General features: G+C 41.9%; 21 protein-coding genes. 8 read left to right on the top strand and 13 right to left on the bottom strand.

Annotated elements, in window-relative coordinates:
* Window positions 1-6: 6 nt before the first annotated feature.
* The 7 genes from HUS26_RS18125 to HUS26_RS18095 all read right to left on the bottom strand — a co-directional run bounded on the left by HUS26_RS18125 (window position 7) and on the right by HUS26_RS18095 (window position 6,772).
* Window positions 7-1,533, bottom strand: a complete 1,527-nt coding sequence (locus HUS26_RS18125) for an RQC-minor-2 family DNA-binding protein (protein ID WP_173918438.1) — start codon at window positions 1,531-1,533, stop codon at window positions 7-9.
* 351 nt (window positions 1,534-1,884) lie between these two features.
* Window positions 1,885-2,517 (bottom strand): response regulator transcription factor, encoded by a 633-nt coding sequence (locus tag HUS26_RS18120; protein ID WP_173918437.1) that lies wholly within the window; start codon window positions 2,515-2,517, stop codon window positions 1,885-1,887.
* Window positions 2,510-3,556, bottom strand: coding sequence for a sensor histidine kinase (locus HUS26_RS18115; RefSeq protein WP_173918436.1), 1,047 nt, complete (start codon window positions 3,554-3,556; stop codon window positions 2,510-2,512). Before HUS26_RS18115 ends, HUS26_RS18120 begins: the two co-directional genes overlap by 8 nt.
* Complete coding sequence (liaF, locus tag HUS26_RS18110) at window positions 3,553-4,272, bottom strand: cell wall-active antibiotics response protein LiaF (RefSeq protein WP_173918435.1); 720 nt, start codon at window positions 4,270-4,272, stop codon at window positions 3,553-3,555. Before liaF ends, HUS26_RS18115 begins: the two co-directional genes overlap by 4 nt.
* Window positions 4,273-4,348: 76 nt before the next feature.
* Window positions 4,349-4,990 carry a PspA/IM30 family protein gene (locus HUS26_RS18105; protein ID WP_173918434.1) on the bottom strand — a complete coding sequence of 214 codons (642 nt, stop codon included), beginning with the start codon at window positions 4,988-4,990 and terminating at the stop codon, window positions 4,349-4,351.
* 15 nt (window positions 4,991-5,005) lie between these two features.
* Window positions 5,006-5,353: a flagellar basal body rod protein gene (locus tag HUS26_RS18100; protein ID WP_173918433.1), complete on the bottom strand. Its 348-nt coding sequence runs from the start codon at window positions 5,351-5,353 to the stop codon at window positions 5,006-5,008.
* 321 nt (window positions 5,354-5,674) lie between these two features.
* Window positions 5,675-6,772, bottom strand: a complete 1,098-nt coding sequence (locus HUS26_RS18095; RefSeq protein ID WP_173918432.1) for a Xaa-Pro peptidase family protein — start codon at window positions 6,770-6,772, stop codon at window positions 5,675-5,677.
* Between the two features lie 166 nt (window positions 6,773-6,938).
* Between HUS26_RS18095 and HUS26_RS18090 the strand changes: the two genes are divergently transcribed.
* A complete protein-coding gene (locus HUS26_RS18090) occupies window positions 6,939-7,337 on the top strand; it encodes a hypothetical protein (protein ID WP_173918431.1) in 399 nt (132 codons plus the stop codon).
* 328 nt (window positions 7,338-7,665) lie between these two features.
* On the opposite strand, the gene HUS26_RS18085 is transcribed toward HUS26_RS18090, so the two are convergent.
* From HUS26_RS18085 to HUS26_RS18070, 4 genes are all read right to left on the bottom strand, one after another.
* Window positions 7,666-8,718: a sorbosone dehydrogenase family protein gene (locus HUS26_RS18085; RefSeq protein WP_173918430.1), complete on the bottom strand. Its 1,053-nt coding sequence runs from the start codon at window positions 8,716-8,718 to the stop codon at window positions 7,666-7,668.
* 109 nt (window positions 8,719-8,827) lie between these two features.
* Window positions 8,828-9,418, bottom strand: a complete 591-nt coding sequence (locus HUS26_RS18080; protein WP_173918429.1) for a biotin transporter BioY — start codon at window positions 9,416-9,418, stop codon at window positions 8,828-8,830.
* 79 nt (window positions 9,419-9,497) lie between these two features.
* On the bottom strand, window positions 9,498-10,754 hold the full coding sequence (locus tag HUS26_RS18075) for an OFA family MFS transporter (protein WP_305792012.1): 1,257 nt from the start codon (window positions 10,752-10,754) through the stop codon (window positions 9,498-9,500).
* 166 nt (window positions 10,755-10,920) lie between these two features.
* Window positions 10,921-13,194, bottom strand: coding sequence for a helicase C-terminal domain-containing protein (locus HUS26_RS18070; RefSeq protein WP_173918428.1), 2,274 nt, complete (start codon window positions 13,192-13,194; stop codon window positions 10,921-10,923).
* A gap of 184 nt (window positions 13,195-13,378) precedes the next feature.
* Between HUS26_RS18070 and HUS26_RS18065 the strand changes: the two genes are divergently transcribed.
* The 3 genes from HUS26_RS18065 (at window position 13,379) to cysK (ending at window position 16,026) form a co-directional block, all read left to right on the top strand.
* On the top strand, window positions 13,379-14,320 hold the full coding sequence (locus HUS26_RS18065; RefSeq protein WP_173918427.1) for an SGNH/GDSL hydrolase family protein: 942 nt from the start codon (window positions 13,379-13,381) through the stop codon (window positions 14,318-14,320).
* A 17-nt stretch (window positions 14,321-14,337) separates the two neighbouring features.
* Window positions 14,338-14,994, top strand: coding sequence for a YpmS family protein (locus HUS26_RS18060; RefSeq protein ID WP_173918426.1), 657 nt, complete (start codon window positions 14,338-14,340; stop codon window positions 14,992-14,994).
* A gap of 102 nt (window positions 14,995-15,096) precedes the next feature.
* Window positions 15,097-16,026 carry a cysteine synthase A gene (gene cysK, locus HUS26_RS18055; protein WP_173918425.1) on the top strand — a complete coding sequence of 310 codons (930 nt, stop codon included), beginning with the start codon at window positions 15,097-15,099 and terminating at the stop codon, window positions 16,024-16,026.
* 35 nt (window positions 16,027-16,061) lie between these two features.
* Here the strand turns inward: cysK and HUS26_RS18050 are convergent, their stop codons facing one another.
* On the bottom strand, window positions 16,062-16,673 hold the full coding sequence (locus tag HUS26_RS18050) for a trimeric intracellular cation channel family protein (protein WP_173918424.1): 612 nt from the start codon (window positions 16,671-16,673) through the stop codon (window positions 16,062-16,064).
* Window positions 16,674-16,944: 271 nt separating this feature from the next.
* Here HUS26_RS18050 and HUS26_RS18045 point away from each other — a divergent pair, with 271 nt between their 5' ends.
* The 3 genes from HUS26_RS18045 to HUS26_RS18035 all read left to right on the top strand — a co-directional run bounded on the left by HUS26_RS18045 (window position 16,945) and on the right by HUS26_RS18035 (window position 18,715).
* Entirely contained in the window at window positions 16,945-17,472 is a 528-nt protein-coding gene (locus HUS26_RS18045; RefSeq protein WP_173918423.1) for a helix-turn-helix domain-containing protein, read from the top strand.
* A gap of 18 nt (window positions 17,473-17,490) precedes the next feature.
* On the top strand, window positions 17,491-17,649 hold the full coding sequence (sda, locus tag HUS26_RS18040) for a sporulation histidine kinase inhibitor Sda (RefSeq protein WP_173918422.1): 159 nt from the start codon (window positions 17,491-17,493) through the stop codon (window positions 17,647-17,649).
* Between the two features lie 106 nt (window positions 17,650-17,755).
* A complete protein-coding gene (locus HUS26_RS18035; RefSeq protein ID WP_173918421.1) occupies window positions 17,756-18,715 on the top strand; it encodes a ring-cleaving dioxygenase in 960 nt (319 codons plus the stop codon).
* Between the two features lie 37 nt (window positions 18,716-18,752).
* Here HUS26_RS18035 and HUS26_RS18030 read toward each other — a convergent pair whose 3' ends face one another.
* Window positions 18,753-20,702 carry an aconitate hydratase gene (locus HUS26_RS18030; protein ID WP_173918420.1) on the bottom strand — a complete coding sequence of 650 codons (1,950 nt, stop codon included), beginning with the start codon at window positions 20,700-20,702 and terminating at the stop codon, window positions 18,753-18,755.
* A gap of 311 nt (window positions 20,703-21,013) precedes the next feature.
* Between HUS26_RS18030 and HUS26_RS18025 the strand changes: the two genes are divergently transcribed.
* Window positions 21,014-22,297, top strand: coding sequence for a helix-turn-helix domain-containing protein (locus tag HUS26_RS18025; RefSeq protein WP_173918419.1), 1,284 nt, complete (start codon window positions 21,014-21,016; stop codon window positions 22,295-22,297).
* Window positions 22,298-22,403 lie beyond the last annotated feature (106 nt).

The following is a 22,403-nucleotide window of genomic DNA, read 5'->3' as shown; positions in this document are numbered from 1 at the left end:
TAGCCCTTACATGACCTCTTCAGCAAATTCACTGATGGAGTAGCCTTTTTGCTGTTTCATCAGCCATCCTTGCTTTTCTAATTGGCGTAACAGCCGCTGAATATGTTTCTCAGGCCAGTCAGAAAGCAGACCGAACCAACGTGTTTCGTGCAGATGCAGACGGCGCAGCTTATTCGTCGATTTGCCGGCTAACACCTGTACAAGGGTATGGGCCGGATAGTCTGTTCCATAATAATGAATTAAATCGAGCATCTGCTGAGCGGAAGCGTAGCTCAATTGCAGGCCTTTGATCGATATAATAATATCGTCATCCTGATAAGCGGCTTCACTCATTCGCTCATGAAGCTCCTGCAGCAGGCGGCTGACTGCTGGTCCTATTTCTTCCGGTACCCTCTTCTGCCATGTCTCTGCCTGTTTCACCATGGATACGTCAGCAAGTTCAATTTGTGACAGCCAGATTAGGCTTGATGGAAAAGATTCAACCGGCAGTTTTGAGTGATTCAGCTTTTCATACATATCCAGAAGCGGATAAGTAGACACCACATTTTCATTCTTTTGCAGCCGTTCAATCTGCTTGGCGAGGTGCAAAGCTTCAGCGAGCTGACTACTGACCATTGAAAGCCTTTCCTTCAGAAAGGAAAGCTGTCTCAGCTGCTGTAATAAATCAGCGTTTTGGTCTGCGAGATTATTGAACTGCTGGTGGAGCGTGTTCACTCGGCGCAGAGTAAGTTCATCGTCAAACTCTTTTTCCAGACGGACTTCATTTGTCTCCTCAGAAAAATATAAATGAACACTGCAGGGTTCGCATGAATATTTGATCGTTTTTTCTTTCGCACAGAAAGTTAACGTTTTTTGATGACGGCAGGTGCCATGCTCTTCGTCGAGCCAATGCTGGGGTAAGAAACGAAAAGGCCTTTGTACAATGCCGGCCCGGTTTCTCCAGTAAGAAATATCTTCCGGATACTTAAGCAGTGATATCAGCGCGGACTGGTTCATACGCTCAACAGCTGAAACGACTTCTTTCTGCTCTTTGGCGATCTGGACGATCGGATGCTTATGAAAAGCAGAAACTATCCGGTGAAGCCAAAGCTTACGCTCATATTTACTGATTTCAGCTAAAAATAAATAATCGTCGATGACCTCTCTGACATGATGAGCCAGCTGGTCACCAGAAAGGTTTGTGATATCTTTTTCATATACATATTTTGAATCCATTGGCAGTCCATGCTCTTGGGGCAGGCTGCTCCAAAGGAATAATTCAGGTTTAATTAAGTGAGGGTATATCATATCATCTTTTAGAAATGAAACAGGAAGGATGGCTTTCCCGTGTATATTTAGAAAGGTTTGCAATGAAATTACATCGATTTCCTTTTCACTGACATATTCAGCTACAGCGTCATTTAAGCGTGATAAAATGCTTCTTTCAAATTTATGACCAATGGAGCGAATATGCTTATTCTTTTTTCCGATTGGAGTTAGAACAATATACGGGTAACGTTCATCTTCATATTTCAAGGTACTTGGCAGTCCCATAATGATTTCCCCTTTGTGATGGAAGGATATATTTCTATTATAGAAAAAGTATGAAAACATACCAATGATTATTGAAGAAATGGGCTCAGAAAGTTGATAATTCCACTGAATGCTTATTTTTCTTCATCCACTGGTATCTCTTCTCCCTCTTGTTATTCCCTAATCAGAAGAAATAAAGCGCTGATTCATTGTTCCAGTTTATAGAACATAGACTATAAAAAAGCTTTAGGTAAAGAAGGTGTTGAAGTGCTGCCGCCTTATAAAAAGTTGATCATTTTTTACCTCATTCTTCTGGCTGCGTTATTTTGGGTGTATATAAGCCAATAGCCCTTCCTTTATGTAAGGAGAGGGCTATTTGATCAGGTTATGTTTAAATGCGTAAATGACGGCCTGCGTCCGATCCTGGACATTTAACTTGGCCAAAATGCTGCTGACATGAACCTTTACCGTCTTAAGCGCGATAAATAATTCTTCGGAGATTTCCTGGTTGTTCTTTCCTTCTGTCATCAGCAGAAGAATTTCTTTTTCCCGGGCTGTAAGAGCCTCATGAAGTTTTGCTTTTTGCGGTGTGCGCATTTTGTTCATAATCTTGCCGGTTACTTCAGGTTCTAAGATCGATTGTCCTTCATAAGTAGCTCGAATCGCATTGGCAATCTCGCCCGCTTTTGAAGTCTTCAGCATATAGCTTACAGCTCCCGCTTCCAAAGCAGGATAAACCTTCTCGTCATCCAAAAAGCTCGTGACGATTATGATTCTGGCTTCCGGCCATTGTTGGACAATCTGCCTCGTGGCTTCAATTCCATCCATTTCCTTCATGACTAAGTCCATTAAAATGATGTCGGGGCGGTTTTTCAGCGCTAAATCTACAGCTTCTTTTCCATCATTGGCTTCTGCAATCACATCGATATCCTTCTGGGATGATAAATAGGCTGAAACACCGATTCGGACCATTTCGTGGTCATCAGCAAAGAGGACTCTAATCATTGATTTCGCCTCCTTTAGTTAAGACAGGCACTTTTACTTCCAGCCTGGTCCCTTCTCCTTCAAGACTTACTAATTTCAAGCTGCCTCCCACCTCAACAGCTCTTTCTCTCATATTCTGCAGACCATAGGAGCTTGCTTTTGAGTCCTCTGCTTCAAAGCCCACTCCATCATCCACCACTCGTAAAATAACGTTCTCATCACGCTGTATGAGCATAACTTCAAGCTTATCGGCTTTGGCATGCCGCAATGTATTAGATATCGCTTCCTGTAAAATTCTAAACAGCTGATCTTCTATCCCTTTATCTAAAGAAAGCGGCTCAAGCGTCCAGTCGACCTGCATTGGTACTTTTTGCGTCAGTTCAGCTAACAGCTCTTTGGAACCTTCGGAAAGCGACTTCCCTTTTAACGCCACTGGCCGTAAATGCAGGAGGAGAGCTCTCATTTCCAGCTGCGATTGATGAATCATATTCTCAACCATAGAAAGCTGCTGTTTTAGTTCCCTGTCTTTCAATGCTTCTTCGTCTTCATTCACAGCAGACATCAGCATTGATGCGGCAAACAGCTGCTGACTGACCGAATCATGCAGTTCTCTTGCTAGACGGTTCCTTTCTTTAATGACGACTTCCTGGAGGCTTTCCTCTCGCTCTTTTGCCCTTTCAGTTGCCAGCCGCTGGGCCGTTTCAGCCTGCTGATTAAATCTCTCTTCAATCTGCTTCATTTTTTCTTCTATTGCGAGAAGCTCCCTATACTCTTCTCCATCGTAAACGACAGGATTTCCTTTATATATTTCGTCCAGCTGGTGTTCTACGTAGTGCAGCTTTTTTCGCGATAGAAACGCCTGAAGTCCGCCGGCAATCAGCCCTGTAGTCACTGTTAGAACAAGAATAAGAAATACATACGGCATGTCGAGTATGTCTAGATTCCATAGGTCAGCCCAATTTTCTAAAGGAAAGGCGACAAATGTACAAACGAGCAGAAGAGCAGCGAAAACAAGAGTAACGAGCATACCCATACCTAACTGCTTTTGCCAAGTACTCATACCCGCTTCACCTCAATATCGCCAGAAACAACGGAAGTGACAACTTTTACTCTTGGTTTATTCGTTTTATAGTCTGGGGTCTGATAACTGACCGTTTGATTCAACAGTTTTGATTTCCGGTATTGGAAGATAGCCGCCCGCCCCAGAAGAGCACTATGATGGATAGAGACTTCCACTTCGTAGGGAATGTAAATATGAATATTGCCAATGAAATGACGTATGGAAATCACTGCTTCATCTTCAGGTAATACGGTATGGCTTAAATCGATGATCCGATCTCCAAATCCGCCGTGAATATTGATATCATGCCACCTATAAGAGTGATCCGGAGTGGCCTGGTCCCCAAACAGCTTCTGTTCCATAATCGGAGAGGACTCCGTTTCCAATGAAATATCCTCGATAATGACAGGTTCTATTTTCTTCGGACGGTCTTTAGAACGATAATAATTAATCAAAAGCATGGCTAAGCCAACAATGATCAAAAAACGGACGGCCATCATATTTAATATCGTAAAAAACACGCTGACAGCTCCGATCCAAAATAAAACCTTTCCCCATAGGCTGCGATAGTTTTTCCAGCCAAAGTACATAAAAACGCCGGAAAAGACAACGGAAAAAATAAGCCCTCCATTAAAAAAGACGACTTCTAACACAAGAAGGATGGCTCCTATAATTAAAATAGTATTTATAGTATCGGTAGACAGTCGTTTTAACATAAGAGCCTCCTCCTTTCTGCTTTGCCCGGTATGTAAAAAGACGCAGTATTCTGCGTCTTTAATAATACCATGATTATTACTGGTGAGTAACGCTGCTGTCTTCTTTCATATTCTTCTCTAACTGCGCCATTTTACTATCGAATGTATTGCGATAGAAAGAACTATTCACTTTATATTCGAGTTCTTCAATGTATCGGTCAAGCTCTGAAAAACGAGAATATGGCTTGTCCACACTGTCTTCGATTACTTGATTCATACGGTAATGAGCACGGGCGATATTCTCCCTTCCCATCAGTTCCATGCGTTTTAGTTGCATATCTTTAAGCTTATGCTTCATTTCTTCATACTTCTGCTCCAGTATTTCCAGCTGCTTCACCGCTTCAAAACGGGAAGCTTGAAGACGCTCGGCTCTCGCTTCATACTCCTGCTGCTCTTTTAAAGCAAATTCGTACATTGATTCTTCTCCTGCTTTTTGTGAAACTTCTGCCTGGTGTTTTCGCTTCTGCGCCATGTCCTGTGACCTTTGCAGTTCTCTTGAAAATTCATCTTTCAAGCGGTACTGGCGTTCGACCAGCTTCCGTACTTTTTCTGTCTCTTTTTCACTTTCTCGTAAATACTGGTTCAGCATCGCTACTGGGTTCTTTTGTTCCTTTTGGTCAAGAGCATCATGAAAATCTGCCGCAATCGTATCTTTTAGACGTGTAAATAAGTTAGCCATGTAAATCTCTCCTTTTTATTTGTTTAATTCGGCCCACTGTTTTTCAAAATTCACAAACGGGTCGTCTGTTTTAGACGGGGAAGCTTCTTTCTCCTGGCTTGTCCAATTCTTAATGATCCAATAAATCGAGTAAACAGCAGCTAGACCGATAACAGCATAAATGTTAGACATCGCTACACTTAAAATAATCAGTCCCAGAGCCACCCAGCCGATTTTTCCAGCTGTTGATTGGCTTTTCGTGAATTTCTTATAAACGATAAACAGCAGCCAGACACTTACTCCAAGTAATATCATCGGTCCTAAGTGTGTCAGCGCAACGGCTAGTGCGATAAGTCCGGCTACAAACAACAAAAACTTTTTCATGTCCTGTGTCCCTCCTTCAACTTTTCTTAATTTCATGATATCGATTAATGAACTTTCATATAATGAGCCAGAGATATATTTTAGACTAAGACCAGAGGCGTATTTTATTTTGGAACGTATTATGGTCTCTTCGGAGAATTCACTCGCTTTCCTCGGCCCCCCATGAAGTGAGGTCGTTCGATGTGGGCACAGGCCGAAGTTAATCTAACTTCCTCCTTAATATTAGAGCCTCCTCGATCATGGGGTTTCGGCCGCCCGTTTTTTTAGCATAAATCACAAATAAAAAAGCCTGAATCTGCTTTAGATCCAGGCTTCTTAAGTCTATTCAATAATTTGCAGATGTCTCGGGATTTTCGTTAACGTTTCATACCCTTTATCAGTGATAAGCACGTCTTCCTCCAGCCTGACCCCGCCAATGGCTGGATCATATATGCCCGGCTCAATGGTAAACGTCATTCCTTCTTTTAAAATACCATCGTTTAAATGGCTCATTGAAGGAAATTCGTGCACATTTATCCCTAAGCCGTGACCGATCCGGTGAGGAAATAACTCTCCATACCCCGCATCAGTGATCACTTTTCTTGCCGCTTGATCGAGGTCTCCTATGCGTGTTCCCGCCCTGCATAAGGCCAGAGAGGCTTCCAGTGCTTGAAGCACCGTCTGGTAAATCTTTTTCTGCTCGGAAGTTACAGAACGGTAAGCGAATGTCCTTGTAATATCAGAAGTATAGCCTTTCCAGACCACCCCCAGATCAAAAAGAACGAAGTCTCCATCCTTTAACCGGCGGCCGCCCGGGTTTCCGTGAGGCTGGCCAGACTTTTCTCCAAATAAAACCATTGTGGAGAAAGACATTTCCGAAACACCTTTTTTCTTTAATTCATACTCGATTTTAGCGAGGACTTCCATCTCTATTATGCCTTCCTGCAGTGCATCTAAACCAGCCTGGACTCCAAAATCCGCCAGCTCTGCCGCTTCTTTAAGAACAGCAATCTCCCCTTCGTCCTTAACTACCCTCATTTCATTTAAATGTCCTTCGATATCCGTTACTGCCGGTTCGTTGAATAAGGACATAAATGATTCGCTGCGTCCGTAGGAAAGGACTTGTTTTTCAAATCCTACCGTCTTAACGCTTGTGTTTTCATTGCCTATTTTTTCTCCCATAAGCTCCCATGGATCTTCATGGTCTGCATATCCGATAATTTCTCCTGTCCATCCGGCTTCCTTTAACTGGCCGGCTTCCATCCCTGGAATGAAAGCAATCGGAGCACGTTCCGGAAAAACCAGCAGGCCTAATAACCTCTCATGTGGCTCGGTATGAAACCCAGTTAAGTAAAAGAAGTTTTCTGCTGAATTGATAAACGCAGCATCAATCGATTGTTCTTTCAAATATGTAACTACCTGTTCGATACGTTGTTTCATGATAACTCCCCTTTTTGCTTGTTATTCAAATGATAGCTTATTGGCGGGCATGTGCCAAACAACACAATTATGAAAGCTTTTCGAATTTTAAGCCATCCTCGTTTCCTTTGTTGAAGGGGTTTAGTATAATGGCGGGAGAACAAGCAAGTTATGGAGGTTTTCAAAAGTGGATCGTACGAGATTTTTTGTTCGAACATCAGCCATTTACGCTCTCATTGGAGCATTCATAGGTTCTCATATGGCCGGAGGCGGAGGCTATCAGTTAACTGCCATTCATGCCCACATTTTAGTTGTTGGCTGGCTGTCCCTGTTTGCATTCGCTATGTTCTATAAAGTGTTCAGCATTCCTAAAGATTCCAAGCTGGCAAAGTTTCATGTGTGGAGTTCGTTTTTCGGAGTTTTCGGGCTGACTGCAGGAATGTGGCTTTATTATACCCAGCCTATCAGCGGACTCGAAGTCTTCAGCCTGATTTTCTTTATTGTCGGCGGCACTATTTTAATGTTGGCGTTTATCGCATTTGCAATTATGACATTTACGTTTGGCAAGCTTATAACAGAAGAGTAAAATAAAGCACAATGGCAGCAGAGAGACGCCAAGTACTCTTCTACACACTCTTGTGAACTCTTGTGAACTCTTGTGATTAACTGTGGGAGCTAAGGCCACTTCGCGTTCCGCGGCCCAGGAGGACTTGGGATCGTTCGATGGCTCATTCGACGTGCCGAACTTAATCGAACTTCCTGTTTAGTAAGGCCTCCTCATTTCGTTGAGGGGGCTTTACCGCTTAGTCTTCGTGGTCTCAGGTCTCTCCGCCTTACAAGAAACCTTCTCCCCCTGTCTAACTTTCAAAAAGAAATTGTTAAACTCCCCCACAGCTTCACTTACGGTCCGGGTTTTAAAAGTCATAACGAACGAGCAGATCATCTTCGGAATCCACATTACCCCGGCCATCTGTGTTATTCGTTATAAAATAAATCGAATCCCCTACAATTTCCACATCTCTCAAGCGTCCGTAATCGCTGGTAATCACTTGGGCATTTTCTCCCTGGAGATTCAGCGAACGAAGCGCACTTCCTCTAAGTGAAGCTATATAGATAGTTTCCTCATGAACAGCTGTCCCTGAGGGTGCCCATGTTTCATTGCCGGTTTCAAATAAGGGGGTTTCTGCACCTGATGCTGTTTCATCACCGACAATCAGCGGCCAGCCATAGTTTTTTCCAGGTTCTATTTTGTTGACTTCATCGTGGTTGTTAGGACCGTGCTCTGAAGCATAAAGATCCCCTTTCTTACTCCATCCTAACCCTTGTGGATTACGGTGCCCATAGCTGTAAACATATGACCCTTCTTCTGGATTATCTCCAGGAACCTCACCGTCCAAAGTCATTCTTAATATCTTCCCTGCTAAGCTATCTTTATCCTGAGCCAATGATTCCTCCTGAGCGTCACCAGTTGTTACATAAAGACAGCCATCTTGACCAATTTCAATTCTTCCTCCATTATGAAAATTATTTCCTGGAATTTTCTCAAGCAGCGACGATTGTTCTTTCCATTCCCCATTGTTGTAAGCTAAAGTAATCAGCCGGTTTTGTATTTTATCATCTTCATTTTCATAAGTATGATAAGCAAAAGCGAGCTGGTTTTCCTGAAATTTCGGATGAAGTTTCAGCCCAAGCAGTCCGCCCTCTCCTATTTGAGTAATCGGTTTGTCCGTTGCAACAGGTTCTCTAACTACCTGGTCACCCTCTACTTTAGCAATCGTGCCGTTGCGTTCACTAATAAAAAAACGGTCGCCTTCTGCCTCAATATCCCAAGGCGATTGGAGGTTCTTAGCAACAGCAGAAAATTCTTCTCTATTTTCCTGATCCTCTGGGGCTGTCTCAAGTTCTTTGTCAGATTGGCAGCCTGCTATAACTGCTGTCACCCACCATACACCCAGCAGCTTTTTCATACGTCTCACCTGCTTTCACCCTGATTATAGCAGGATTTGGAAAATGATAAAAAAATAAACTGCTCTTGATGAGCAGTTCATTTCAGGCTGGAGAGAAACATCATGCTTTTTATACAGCCTGCCGCAGAGGAGTACGATGTAATATCCCTTTTTCCAGCCGATAGGCAAGAACTCCAGCTAAGATAGAAAGCACGAAATCTTTGATTAGAAAAGGAGTCATACTGGTCCAAGCCAGCACATAGGGCATACCAGCCCCTTCTCCCATCCAAAAGTTATAAGCTAAATACAGACCGTTTACACCAATAAGATAATTAATGGCCATCCCTACGATTGAAGCTGCAATATATTTATTAAACGACCGATCCTTTTCTACTATCTTTCCTACCACATACGCAAGGACTATAAAAGAAAGAATAAAACCGAAAGTAGGTTTGACAATTGTGGCTGCACCGCCTGTAAAACCAGCGAATATAGGGGCTCCCACTAAGCCTAATGCGGCATAAACGACCATTGAGAATCCGCCCATCCGGCTTCCGAGAATAATTCCAGCTAAAATTGCAACAAAAGTCTGCAAGGTTAACGGTACATTAAGAATCGATAAAAACGGGGCAATGGACGTTATGTTAGCTCCTACAGCCATTAAAGCAACAAATAAAGCACCAATGGTTATATCGTATGTAGACGTACGTGATTGACTCATAAGGGTTCCTCCTCGACTATTCTACTTTAAGAATAGCGAGGAAAAAACCTAATGTCAACCTTCTTTATATAAGGTTTACCTAACTCGCCTTTGCTTCTTTCATTTGTCTTTGTTTCCTTCTAATATTAATTTTCGTCAATATGGAAACGATGAGTGCAACAGCAAACAATCCAGCAAAATAAATCATGCTGCTTGAATAACTGCCTGTCACATCGTTCATTAGTGCCGCAAACTGAGGACCAGCTAAACCTGCAGCTGCCCAGGCTGTTAAGATATATCCATGTATGGCTCCCAGCTCTTTTGTACCGAACAAATCGCCGATAAAGGCAGGAATGGTCGCAAAACCACCACCATAACAGGTGTATATGATTCCAAAATAGATAACAAATAGCGTTGCAGAGCTAGTGAGAGGTAAAAGAATAAAGAGAGGTATTTGCAAAACAAAAAAAATAATATAAGTATTGGCTCGCCCGATATAATCAGACGCAGACGCCCACCCCAGACGTCCCAGTCCATTGAAAACCCCCATCACACCCACGAGTGTCGCGGCGGCTGCTGTACTCATACCAACACTATTTTCTGCCAGCGGTTTGGCTGCAGAAATAACGGCGATCCCGCAGGTTACATTAATAAAAAGCATGATCCATAAATAATAAAATCTGAGAGTTTTTAAAGACTCTTTCGCTCTTAAATTAGCTAAATCCTGTGACTTTATGTCTTTACTTTCATCAGGGTTATACCCTTTTGGCGTCCACCCTTTTGGAGGCCGTGATAAATACAGTGATGATAAAATCATGATAATAAAATAGCTGGCCCCTAAAATATAAAAAGTCATGGCAATTCCTACAGATCCGATTAACCAATCCATAACAGGGCTGGCAATGGCGGCTGCAAAACCAAAACCCATGATTGCCATTCCAGTAGCAAGGCCTCTCCTGTCAGGAAACCATTTGACTAACGTGGATACAGGTGCAATATAACCAACTCCAAGACCAATCCCGCCTAAAACACCATAAAAGAAATAAAGTGTCCATAAAGATCCTAACTGTACGGCAAACCCGGAACCAAACACCCCGATCCCAAAAAACACAGCGGCCGTTATCCCTGCAACCCGTGGTCCGTATTTTTCAACAAACCATCCTAAAAATGCCGCAGATAAACCAAGGAATAATATAGCTAAGCTAAATGTTAATTGAACCTGCTGGGAACTCCAGCCAAACTCTTCGCCCAAAGGAGAAGTGAAATTACTCCAGGCGTAAACCGATCCAATGGAAATATGGATCCCTACAGCACCAAGTGCGATTAACCATCGATTTTTCACTTTTTCCGATGACATAATTTTCCCTCCTGTCTTTTTAAGTGCTTTTATCCCATTACCAAAATTAGGGTGGTCAAAACTCTTAATCTTCAGAAAATAAAAATAAGAGCAGATTCATATGACGAATTCTGCTCTTACTTTAAATTATTTTCGACAATAAGCCTGTTTATTTCCCAGGAAATGATTAACGCACCACCTGGAAATCTTTCCATTCTTCCGGCAGAAGCTGAATATATTTGCTAGTAAGAAAACGATCGTCGATCAGCTGGATAATGCCATGATCATTTTCAGAACGAATTAACCTTCCACCTGCCTGAAGGACTTTATTCATTCCGGGAAATACATACGCATAGTCATAGCCGTTTTTGCCCTTTTCTATAAAATAGTCTTTAATCAGCTCTTTTTCAAAGCTCCTCGGGGCAAGACCGATACCGACGACCGCTACACCATTTAAACGGTTCCCCCTTAGGTCAACACCTTCAGAGAATACGCCTCCCAGCACAGCAAAGCCGACAAGCTGCCCTCCTTCGACAAACTGGGCCAGGAAGTCATCCCTTCGTTCTTCCGTCATCCCCTGTTCCTGCTCAACGGTATTTATATCTTTAAACTTCTGAAATTCATCATAAATCAGCTGCATGTACTGATAGGAAGGAAAGAAGAATAAGTGATTGCCGTTTAAGTTTTTCACCTGGTGGTATAAGCGCTCAGCAATCTTCTCTGCGGTTTGCTCTCGATTTTTGTACCTTGTAGAGATTGGGGCAATCACCGCTTCTATCTGCTCTGCGTGATAGGGTGAAGGAAGCCGCAAAATATAATCTTCTCTTTCTCCCCCAAGCATATCTTTATAGTACGCAAAAGGTGATAATGTAGCAGAGAAAAACACACTCGCTCTAAAAGGCTTAACCACATGCTTTAAAACTTCAGATGGATCAAGGCAAAATAACTTAAGGGAAATGTCGTCCCTTTCATTAGTAACTATCTGCTTATAATGATCGTCCACCAGCATTAGGATTTTTAAAAAATTCTGGGCAGAAAAATAGCGTTCTAACAAAGCTTCGGCCTGTTCGCTTTCCTGATCATCTTTAAGCTCTAACTCGGCAGCCTCTGTAAATCTCTCTAAATTCTCTTCCAGCGATCCGGAAATTTCGTCCACAGTTTTGACCTTTTCAGTGTGGCCGAGAGCCGCTAAATCTTTTGTTACTGCCTTGGCTGCTTTGGTTAGAGGTTCATTGACCGCGCTCCATTCTTCTTCGATATCCCAAAAAGCGTTTTTCGTAATTTCTGCTGAATACATCTCTCTGGCCCTCTCTACTAGATTATGGGCTTCATCAATCAAGAGAGCTGTTTTCTTTTTACGTTCTGGAAGCAGCCTTTTTAAAGACACTCTTGGATCAAAGATATAGTTATAATCTCCAATAATGACATCCACGACGTCGGTAAGATCTAACGAAAATTCAAAAGGACAGACCTTATGTTTTCTTGCATAATTTTCTACAACCTCGCGGGTGATCTGGGTTTCATTCCTCAAAACATCAACCATCGCCCCATTAATACGGTCATAGTACCCTTCTGCGAATTCACAGTGTTCAGGCTGACAAATGGATTCGTCCTTAAAACATATTTTATCTTTAGCCGTAATCGTCACAGAACGAAGATTAACCCCATTCTTTTCAAGCAGCAGAAGCGATTCCTCTGCAGTTAAGCGGGTAACCGTTTTAGCTGTTAAATAGAAAATCCTTTCGTACTCATTGTTCTCAAGGGCCTTAATCGCTGGAAACAAGGAGGACATCGTTTTACCGATACCGGTGGGTGCCTGTGCATATAAGTTCCTTTTTTCCTGGATTGTCCGGTAAACGGCCCCCGCTAAATGCCGCTGACCCTCTCTGTATTTAGGAAAAGGGAACTTCAACTTTGGGATTGACTGTTCTTTTTTCTCACGTAACTGAGCGATTAACTTCGCAAAAGACATATATTGGTCAATCGTATGATTAAAGAAGATTTCAAGGTCGTTCATGGAAAAGACTTCAAGAAATCGCTTTTTTTCTTTGGACTTTTTTTGCACATACGTTAATTGAACTCTTATTTCTTTTAAACCTTCCTGTTTTGCATAAATATAGGCATATCCTTTAGCCTGTGCCCAGTAGACAGGAAAGTCTTCAATTGATATGTTCTCAAGCAGGCTTGATGTCGACTTAATTTCATCAATAACGACTCCGTCATCTGTCTGCAAAAGACCATCACAACGGCCGTGAACGACGATTTTTAATTCGCCCGCCTCATATTCAAGACGCAAAGGGACTTCTTTTTTATCATCTGTGAGGTATTCTTTCTGAACGGCCTGATGAATAGCTGTTCCTTCGGTTAGTGATGTACTTGTCCTGAACCGATTATCGATACTTCCGCCTTTATAAACATATTCCATGAGTTCTCTTACAGAAATTTTTATTTCTTCCCCCATCAGTAAAGCCCCCTTTCTTCATAATTTTCCAATTAACCGCCACGTATTCTATCTAGCGTTCGAATGTCTATTTTATCCTTTGAAATGATATAATATAAGTTAAAGGTATTTGTGCCTAAATTTGGATTTCTTCATAATATAATGATAAGCGATCTTATTTATAAAACAACAGGTGTGATCATAAATGAAAAAATTAAAATGGCTGACATTGATGATACTTTCTCTATGTTTTTTAGCTCTTATCGTGATCACTCTTATATATAACCCGGTTGAAAATGAGACACAGGTCCTTCCTGAAGATTCTCACCAGGAAGAAACAGAACCTGAAGAAGCGAAGGAACCGGATGAGGATGAAGCAGCCTCCGAAGAGGAAGACGCGACTGAAGAGGAAGAACAGGCCTCTGTCGGAGAGGGAATTCGCGAAGCCTTCTCAAGCGTTATTGAAAATGCACGAAACCTTTTCCTTCGTGACGATTTAAAAATCGTCGCCATAGGCGATTCCCTTACCCAAGGTGTGGGAGATCGCACGGAAAACGGCGGATATGTAGGGATTTTAGAAGATAATTTTAATCAAAGCAATGAGACTACCAACTTTACAATCGATAATTTTGGAAGACGAGGCGACCGGACAGACCAGCTGCTTGAACGGATGGAGTCCAGGGATATGACGTCCTCCATAAAAGATGCTGATATCGTTCTCATCACCATAGGTGCAAATAATGTCATGCAGGTTATAGAGCACAACTTTACGAGTTTAAGTTATGATGACTTTCCTCCAGCTCGTGCTAATTATGCCGTAGAACTTGAAGAAATTTTCTCCACAATCGAGGAGGCGAATCCAAACGCTTCGATCTATTTAGTAGGGCTCTATAATCCGTTTAACCAGTACTTTGACCATATCCCAGCACTTGCCCAAATTATGAATGAATGGAACAGAGAAAGCGAAAGTATAATCGATGATCGTGAAAACGTAACATTCATTCCTATTAAAGACATATTTGAAGGCAATGAAAAAGAGCTTCTTTGGGAAGTCGATCACTTCCACCCCAACGAAGAGGGTTATAAACAAATGGCTAAACGCGTGTTAGAATATATTAGGGATGATATTGAAGAAATAGAGGAATAAATTAGGTGGAATGCACTATGTTAAAGCGATTGTTTTTACACAACAAATGGAAAACTTCATTCTTTATTTTAGGTTTCGTAAACATAGCAGTCATTATTGGAGTCCTTGCTCTTATATTCCTGCCTAGCTCTTATACGCTCGTAAATGTAGACCGCGAGAAAGAAGATACAGAAGCTGAATTTACTGTCGTAAGTACAAAAGCAAACATGGAGCACTTAGCGAACGAGTATTTAAACGAACTGTCTCATGATACAGTTTTTAACTATTCTATATCCTTAGACCGCAATGTAACGCTTAAAGGTAATATTCGTGCCTTTGACCAGACAATTCCGATTAAAGTGGAACTGCACCCGGAAGTGCAGGAAAACGGAGACCTCGTGCTGCAGCAGGAAGGTATTTCATTAGGACAGCTTCCCTTACCTAACAAGAAAGTCATGGAATTTGTAGCGGAAAACTATAATTTACCAGAATGGGTAACAGTTAACCCAAGTGATGAAAATATCTATGTAGCTGTCACTCAAATGGACACAGGCAGCAGCTATAATGTAGAAGTAGAAAGATTCAATTTGAACGCTGACCAATTAGCTTTTAAAATATCCTTCCCGGATCGTTCATTCAGTATAGCTGAATCGTTAATGGAGGAAGAATTCCAGTTTCCAAACACAACCGATTAAATCCGGTTGTGTTTTTTGCAGGCTTCTCTTATTTCATGTATGAACAGTGCGTATGTTAAACTATAAATAGATTATAGATTAATGATAAAAGGAAGTGACATCATGCGTGTCGTGAACAATATAGCCGACCTTATCGGCGATACACCTCTTGTGAAACTTAACAGGGTATCCCCAAAAGGCGGGGCTGATATCTATTTAAAACTCGAAAGTTTTAATCCCAGCGGCAGCGTGAAGGACCGCGCTGCTTACAATATGATGGTACAAGCTGAGAAAGACGGACTTTTAAAAGAAGGTTCGACAATTATTGAGCCAACCAGCGGAAACACAGGGATTGGTATTGCAATGAATGCCGCAGCCCGCGGCTACAAAGCGATCTTAGTAATGCCGGATACGATGACTCAGGAACGTATCAACCTATTAAAAGCCTTTGGGGCTAAAATTGTTCTGACACCAGGTGATGAAAAGATGCCTGGTGCGATTGAGAAAGCGAAGGAATTAGTGGAAAAGACCGAGAACGCTTTTATGCCGATGCAGTTCGAAAACTACGCTAACCCTGACGCCCATCGTCATACGACAGCTGCAGAAATTATTGAGGCTATGGACGAGCTCGGTAAGCCGTTATCGGCATTTGTTTCAACAGCTGGAACCGGCGGCACAATCACCGGTACAGGAGAAGAACTAAAAAAGCACTTTAATGGTTTATCCATCCATGTGGCAGAACCAGCCGGTTCCCCTGTCTTATCAGGCGGAAAGCCAGGCAAACATAAGCTCGTAGGCACAAGTCCCGGGTTTATCCCTTCTATTTTAAATGAAGAAGTTTATGACGAAATTCTTCAGGTAACTGATGAGCAGGCGTATGATATTACCCGCCGCTTAGCCCGCGAAGAAGGCTTGCTGATAGGTACTTCGGGAGGAGCCGCCTGCTGGGCAGCCATTGAGGTGGCTAAGCGCAAGGAGCCAGGTGAAGTGATCATTTGCATTGCTCCTGACACAGGAGAAAGATATCTATCAGGCGATTTATTCCGCCAGTAAAGCAAAACCGCGTTCTGTGAAAGAACGCGGTTTTTTTATAAGCGATATAAGTCCCTGAAACGCAAATGCCATCCTAAGTGATAAGACAGGACACGGCAACCGATAATTACTACAAATAGAAGATAAGTGTCAATCACACTATTAAGATTCACTACACCGCATCCGACCGCTAAACCTACAGCCAATGCCCATACCGCATAAATTTCCTGGTGGAGAACCATAGGGTGCCGCTGTGCAAGTACATCTCTTGTCACTCCTCCCCCTACTCCAGTCAATATAGATGCAAAGATAATTCCCCCTAAAGGAAAGCCTTGGGCTACCGCGAATGCAGCTCCTTGAATCGCAAATGCCGACAGGCCGACAGCATCTAAATAAATATTCCACCTGTTCCAAAATAAAACCCAGTTTTTAGGGAATACGTATACTATGGAAATCGTTATTAGGGCGACATACATGAGGTATCCCTGCTCCCACACATGAACGACGGGTACATCTAATGCAATATTTCTAATAATTCCACCGGCAAATGCAGTAGCAATTCCTAAAATAAAAGTTCCAAATATATCATAACGCTCGCTTAGTGCAACAATGGCACCGCTGAATGCAAATGCACTCACAGCAATAATATTAAGAAATTCATTTGTCATCAGACTTCTCCTCAATCAGATATTTAAAACAAAGGCCCAAACTATCATAGCAGATCGCTTCATCATCTGTTAATGGAAAGCCCGCCAAAAAGCCGGTCCAACATATCGACAACCCTTGACATAAAAGGCTGTAAAGAAGTTTATAAAAGTTTAAAATAAAGCTCAGAAAATGACGGACTAATTTGTTGCAATCTGCCACAAGGAATAACTGTGTTTTATACGAATAAGTTACTAAGGACTATGACTATGGACATATTGGGTGTGATAACAGATGAGAGACTGGCTCATTCAACTAAGAAAAAGCAAAAATTATACTCAGCAGCAAGTAGCTGATGGAGCACATATTGACCGAGCCTATTACGCTCAAATTGAGAGTGCTACTAGAAATCCTAGTATGGCTGTAGCATCACAAATTGCTAATTTCCTTAATATTAATCCTTCTATTTTTTTCTCCGAGCATTTAAGTGAACCTTTTATAGTTGCATTAACTAATTCCCCAGTAGTAGTAGCTCATTGTGACCTGGGCTTAAGGTATACGTGGATCTTTAATCCACACCCTGACTTTAATGCAGAACTTATTATAGGAAAAAGGGATGATCAGATAAACAGTAATGAAGCTATTACAGCGCTTATGGATTTAAAGCGAAAAGTAATTGAGTCGGGTGATTTTATCCGCCGGCAAATTACCTTTCCAATGACGACTGGAGATAAAGTTTATGATGTTTTCGGCCAGCCGATATATAACCAGGATAAAGATATTATAGGGGTGGCTACAGTATCTACAGAACTACAAACTTGAGTGTCAGGGGGCGGGCCTTTGTTAAAATTGGATCACTTACCACTTCGCATCCTTAGGATCACTTATGAAAGAGCTGTCGAGCTTGAACTGGACGATGAGTTCATTGAATGGATAGATATGGAGGTAAAAAAAAGAGAAGAAGAAAAGCTTGAGCGCTGTCGAAAAGCGAAATCTTAGAATTTCGCTTTTTTCTTTTGGAGCCGTAAAATTGACTCCGCTCTTTTTTCCCTGTATTATTATCTTGAATTCAAGATAAAAGTTTTTATTCTAAGGAGGTTACCCCATGGAACTTAAAGGGATTCACCACGTCTCCGCTATTACAGCAAATGCACAGAAGAATTATGATTTTTATACAAATATTCTAGGCATGAGATTAGTTAAGAAAACAGTAAACCAGGATGATACCTCTATGTATCACTTATTCTATGCGGATACAAAAGGAAACCCGGGAACTGATTTAACATTTTTTGAAATACCAAGAGCCGGCCATACCTACCCTGGGACCCACAGCATCTCTACAACTTCCTTGAGGGTTAAAGATGATGACGCCCTTATATATTGGAAAGAGCGTTTTGTGAAGCTTAAGGTGGATCACGGGGACATCATAGAAGTGATGAATAGAAAATCTATGAACTTCCGCGATCATGAAGGTCAGCGCTTAACCCTTGTCTCAGATGAGAATAATTCTGGTGTCGCTGCCGGAACACCATGGGAAAAGTCCCCCATTCCCAAAGAATATGGAATCACAGGACTCGGGCCTGTTCATTTATCTGTTAAAGATGCCGGTCCTACAAAGAAAGTGTTAAAAGAAATCCTTGGTTTTAGAGAAACAGGCACCATTAATAATCGTCTCGTAATGGAAACAGGCGAAGGCGGAAGCGGTGCTGAAGTCCACATTGAAGAGCGGACAGACCTTCCAAGAGAGAAGCCCGGCCGAGGCAGTGTCCACCATGTCGCTTTCCGTGCTGCGGATGAACAGGAATTAGCGAAATGGAAAACAATTATTGAAAAGGCCGGTTTCCCTAATTCCGGACTTGTAGACCGTTTCTACTTTAAATCCTTATACTTCAGAGAACCGAACCATATACTTTTTGAAATAGCTACAGACGGCCCCGGCTTTGACACAGACGAAGACATTGAGCGGCTGGGAGAAAACCTGGCTCTTCCTCCATTTTTAGAAGACCAAAGAGACCAAATTGAAGCAAAACTTCGTCCAATAAATACAAGCAGATCCGAGAATTAAAAAACTGCTGATGGGGTTCCATCAGCAGTTTTTGCCTTTATGCATTTAAGCGGTCTTTTAACCAGTTAATCAGGCCGCCTTTTTCCATCATTTCCAACTGTCGAGTGGAAAGTGCATGTTCTAATGGTATTTTAATTCCTTTTCCTTTCACTTCAACTTCGATTCCTTGTTTTTGTTGAATCCCTTTAAGGAGATCCTTAAAGACAAGGACATCCCCTTGTTCAAGCTTGTCATAATCTGACTCATTCACAAAGGTCAGCGGAAGAATTCCGAAGTTCACAAGGTTTTGCCAATGGATACGGGCAAAGTCTTTCACAATCGCAACTTTCATGCCTAAATAACGAGGAGCTAAGGCTGCGTGTTCACGGCTGGAGCCTTGTCCATAGTTGGTACCGCCAACAATGGCATGGCCGCTCTTCGTATTTTCTTTCATTGCCCGGTCGTAGTAAGTGTCATCCACTATTTCGAAAGTAAACTTGCTGATTTCGGGAAGATTGCTTCGATAAGGCAATACACGGGCACCGCCGGCTAAGATTTCATCGGTAGAAATATCATCACCCATCTTCAGCAAAATAGGCAGTTCCATTTCGTTTGGCATATGTTCCATATTTGGAATCGACGCGATATTAGGCCCTTTTACAAGCTCTTCTTTAGCGGATTCCTCCGGAGGAATCGGACTGTCTAACAGCTGGGTATCTACGGTAGGCTCATCCAGCTCTTTAATTTTAGGATATTTAAATCCAGCTTTTCTTGGATCAGTTATTTTTCCATATAAAGCTGACACAGCAGCGGTTTCCGGACTGCAGAGAAATACGCTGTCCTCTTTAGTACCCGAACGGCCGGGGAAGTTCCTTGGAGTTGTCCGCAGGCTGTTACGTCCAGAGGCAGGAGCCTGCCCCATTCCAATACAGCCGTTACATCCTGCCTGGTGAAGCCTGGCTCCCGCTTGAAGGTAGCTGGCGATATGACCTTTTTTTGAAAGGTCGATTAGTATTTGGCGTGACGTAGGGTTTATATCAAATGATAGTCCATGCGCTATTTTACGCCCTTTTACAATCTCGGCTCCCACAGCAAAATCGCGATACCCAGGGTTTGCTGATGAACCAATATAGGACTGGTAGATAGGCTCTCCTTCCACTTCGCTTACCGGTACAACGTTTCCTGGACTGGAAGGCTTGGCAATCATTGGTTGAAGCTCTGATAAATTCAGCTCTTCCTCCCGGTCATACGTCGCATCTTTATCCGCTTTCAATTCTGTCCATTCATCTTCTCTTTCCTGCAGCTTCATGTATTTTTTCGTTTCTTTATCCGAAGGAAATACCGTAGCGGTCGCGCCTAGTTCCGCACCCATATTGGCGATTACGTGGCGGTCCATCGCTGAGAGGTTTTTAACACCGGGGCCATAGTACTCAAATATGTGGTTAACTCCGCCTTTTACACCATGACGACGAAGCATTTCAAGAATGGCATCCTTCGCACTTACCCATTCAGGGAATTCCCCAGTAACGTAAACTCCCCAGATCTTCGGCATTTTCACGAAGAAAGGTTCTCCGGCAATAGCCATGGCTACATCAATTCCGCCGGCACCCATTGCGAGCATTCCCATACAGCCATTGGCACATGTGTGACTGTCCGACCCTAATAACGTTCCTCCAGGCTTAGCTAACCGCTGCATATGGACAGGGTGGCTTACGCCGTTACCCGGCCGGCTGAAGTAAAGGCCGAACTTTCTGGCTGCACTTTCTAAAAACAAGTGATCATCAGGATTCTTACTGTCTTCCTGTATCATGTTATGGTCTACGTACTGAGCGGAGGCTTCTGTTTTAGCACGGTCAATACCCATTGCTTCCAATTCGAGCATGACCATTGTACCTGTAGCATCCTGGGTTAATGTCTGGTCAATTTTTAAACCGATTTCCGAACCAGGAGTCATTTCTCCTTTAACTAAATGACCTTTAATCAGTTTCTGTGTTACATTATACCCCATTTCCTTATCTCCTCCTTCTCTATTTCCCTATACCATTTATACCCTTATTTTGGTATATTTACTCATGAGAGAAGAACCCTTTTTACCAAGTTCTGTTCTTTTTTTACTGTATTTTTTAAACAAAACCCCTTTTCCTCCATAAAATCTGTGAAAGTTAGTCCTTTTTCACCTCCTTAAAGCTAAGAAAAAAGGATGACTTGGGAAACCTATTAATATAGTTGAAAAATAATGATCGAACGTGTATTCTGAAAATAGATTTGAAGATGAAAATTCTAACAAATCGATAGTTGATCAACTAGGTGTGTGTGAAAATGGAATATGGCAAAGCGCTTCGGTTTCATCGTGTTAAACAGGGTTTGACACAAAACCAGCTCGCTGATGGCATCATTTCGTCTGCCTATCTTTCTAAAATTGAAAATGATCAGACGGTGCCTGCGATTGAGGTGCTTGAACTGCTTTACGAAAGGCTCGGTATCGATATTAACGAGTCTGCGCTCAACCATCCTTCTAAAGAAAAGCTTAAGGAATGGTATGAAGCGATCGTATTAAAGCGCTCAGAAGATGCTACGCGGCTGCAAGATGAACTCCTTCAGCAAAAGAATATGCTTAACAACCATCAATTGTATGTTTTCTATGAACTTTTCCGCATCCGATACTTGCTTTTAGAAGGTAATGTTGAGGAGGCTTATGAAGCATGGAAAAATATCAAACAGCATAAAGATACTTTTGATGAAGAGATGGCGTTTTATTATCATTTGATCACAGGGCTAGTGAAATACTATAAAGGCGATTTCGATGATTCAGTACATGAGTTAACAGCAGCAAAAGAAACCTTCTCCTCAGTGGATATAGAACGCTGGGAAATTAGTGATCTTTACTATTTATTATCTTTAAGTACAAGCCAGGCCTTTCAAGGATCAGCTTCAGTCTTTTATGCTGAACAAGCTCTTGATATGTATCAATCCCAGTATGATCTATCGAGAAGCGCAGATTGTCATATAATTCTGGGGATAAATTACAGCAGACTTCGAAATTATAATAAGTCTCTGGAAAACTATCATTTAGCCAGGAAGATTGCCCTTCAAACCAATGACCTTGAACAACTAAAATTTGCTTATAATAATATAGGTGTTTTAGAAGCGAGGTTCGATAACCATAAAGCTTCCATTGATAATTATTTAAAAAGCTTAGAATATGCGTTTGATTCTGAAGCTCCACAAAATCTTTATGAATTGTTAAATACTATTCATGGATTAATCATTGAGTACTATAAGCTTGGTGATTATGAAGGTTGCGCCCATTGGATTGAAGAAGGGAAAAGTAAACTCAAAGATTTCTCATCAAAAGCTCATGAACTCCACTTTGAGTTTTACCAGAGGTTAATAACTAATAAGCCAAATCTTTCAATTTATTTAGAAGATGAAGTTATTCCTTTTTTTCAAGAAAGGAATAATTATTACTATATAATACGCTATGCTGTTTTTCTCGCAGATTTATTGGAAAAGCAAAGAATGTACAAGAAATCTTCATCTTACCTTAGGTTAGCAATTGAATTGTTAAATAAACATTCTCAACTAGGAGGGATATATCTATGAAAAAACTGTTAGCTGTATTAGCTTTAGCTACATTACTGGCTTCTGCAGCCGCACCTATTGTTCATGATACAGCGGAAGATAATCATCCAAGACCCTTAATTGTACA

Origin of the sequence: Halobacillus sp. Marseille-Q1614, from assembly GCF_902809865.1 — a bacterium.
Lineage (GTDB): Bacteria > Bacillota > Bacilli > Bacillales > Halobacillaceae > Halobacillus_A.
Note: the sequence above shows the minus strand (reverse complement) of the source record. Positions and strands in the feature narration are given on the sequence as shown.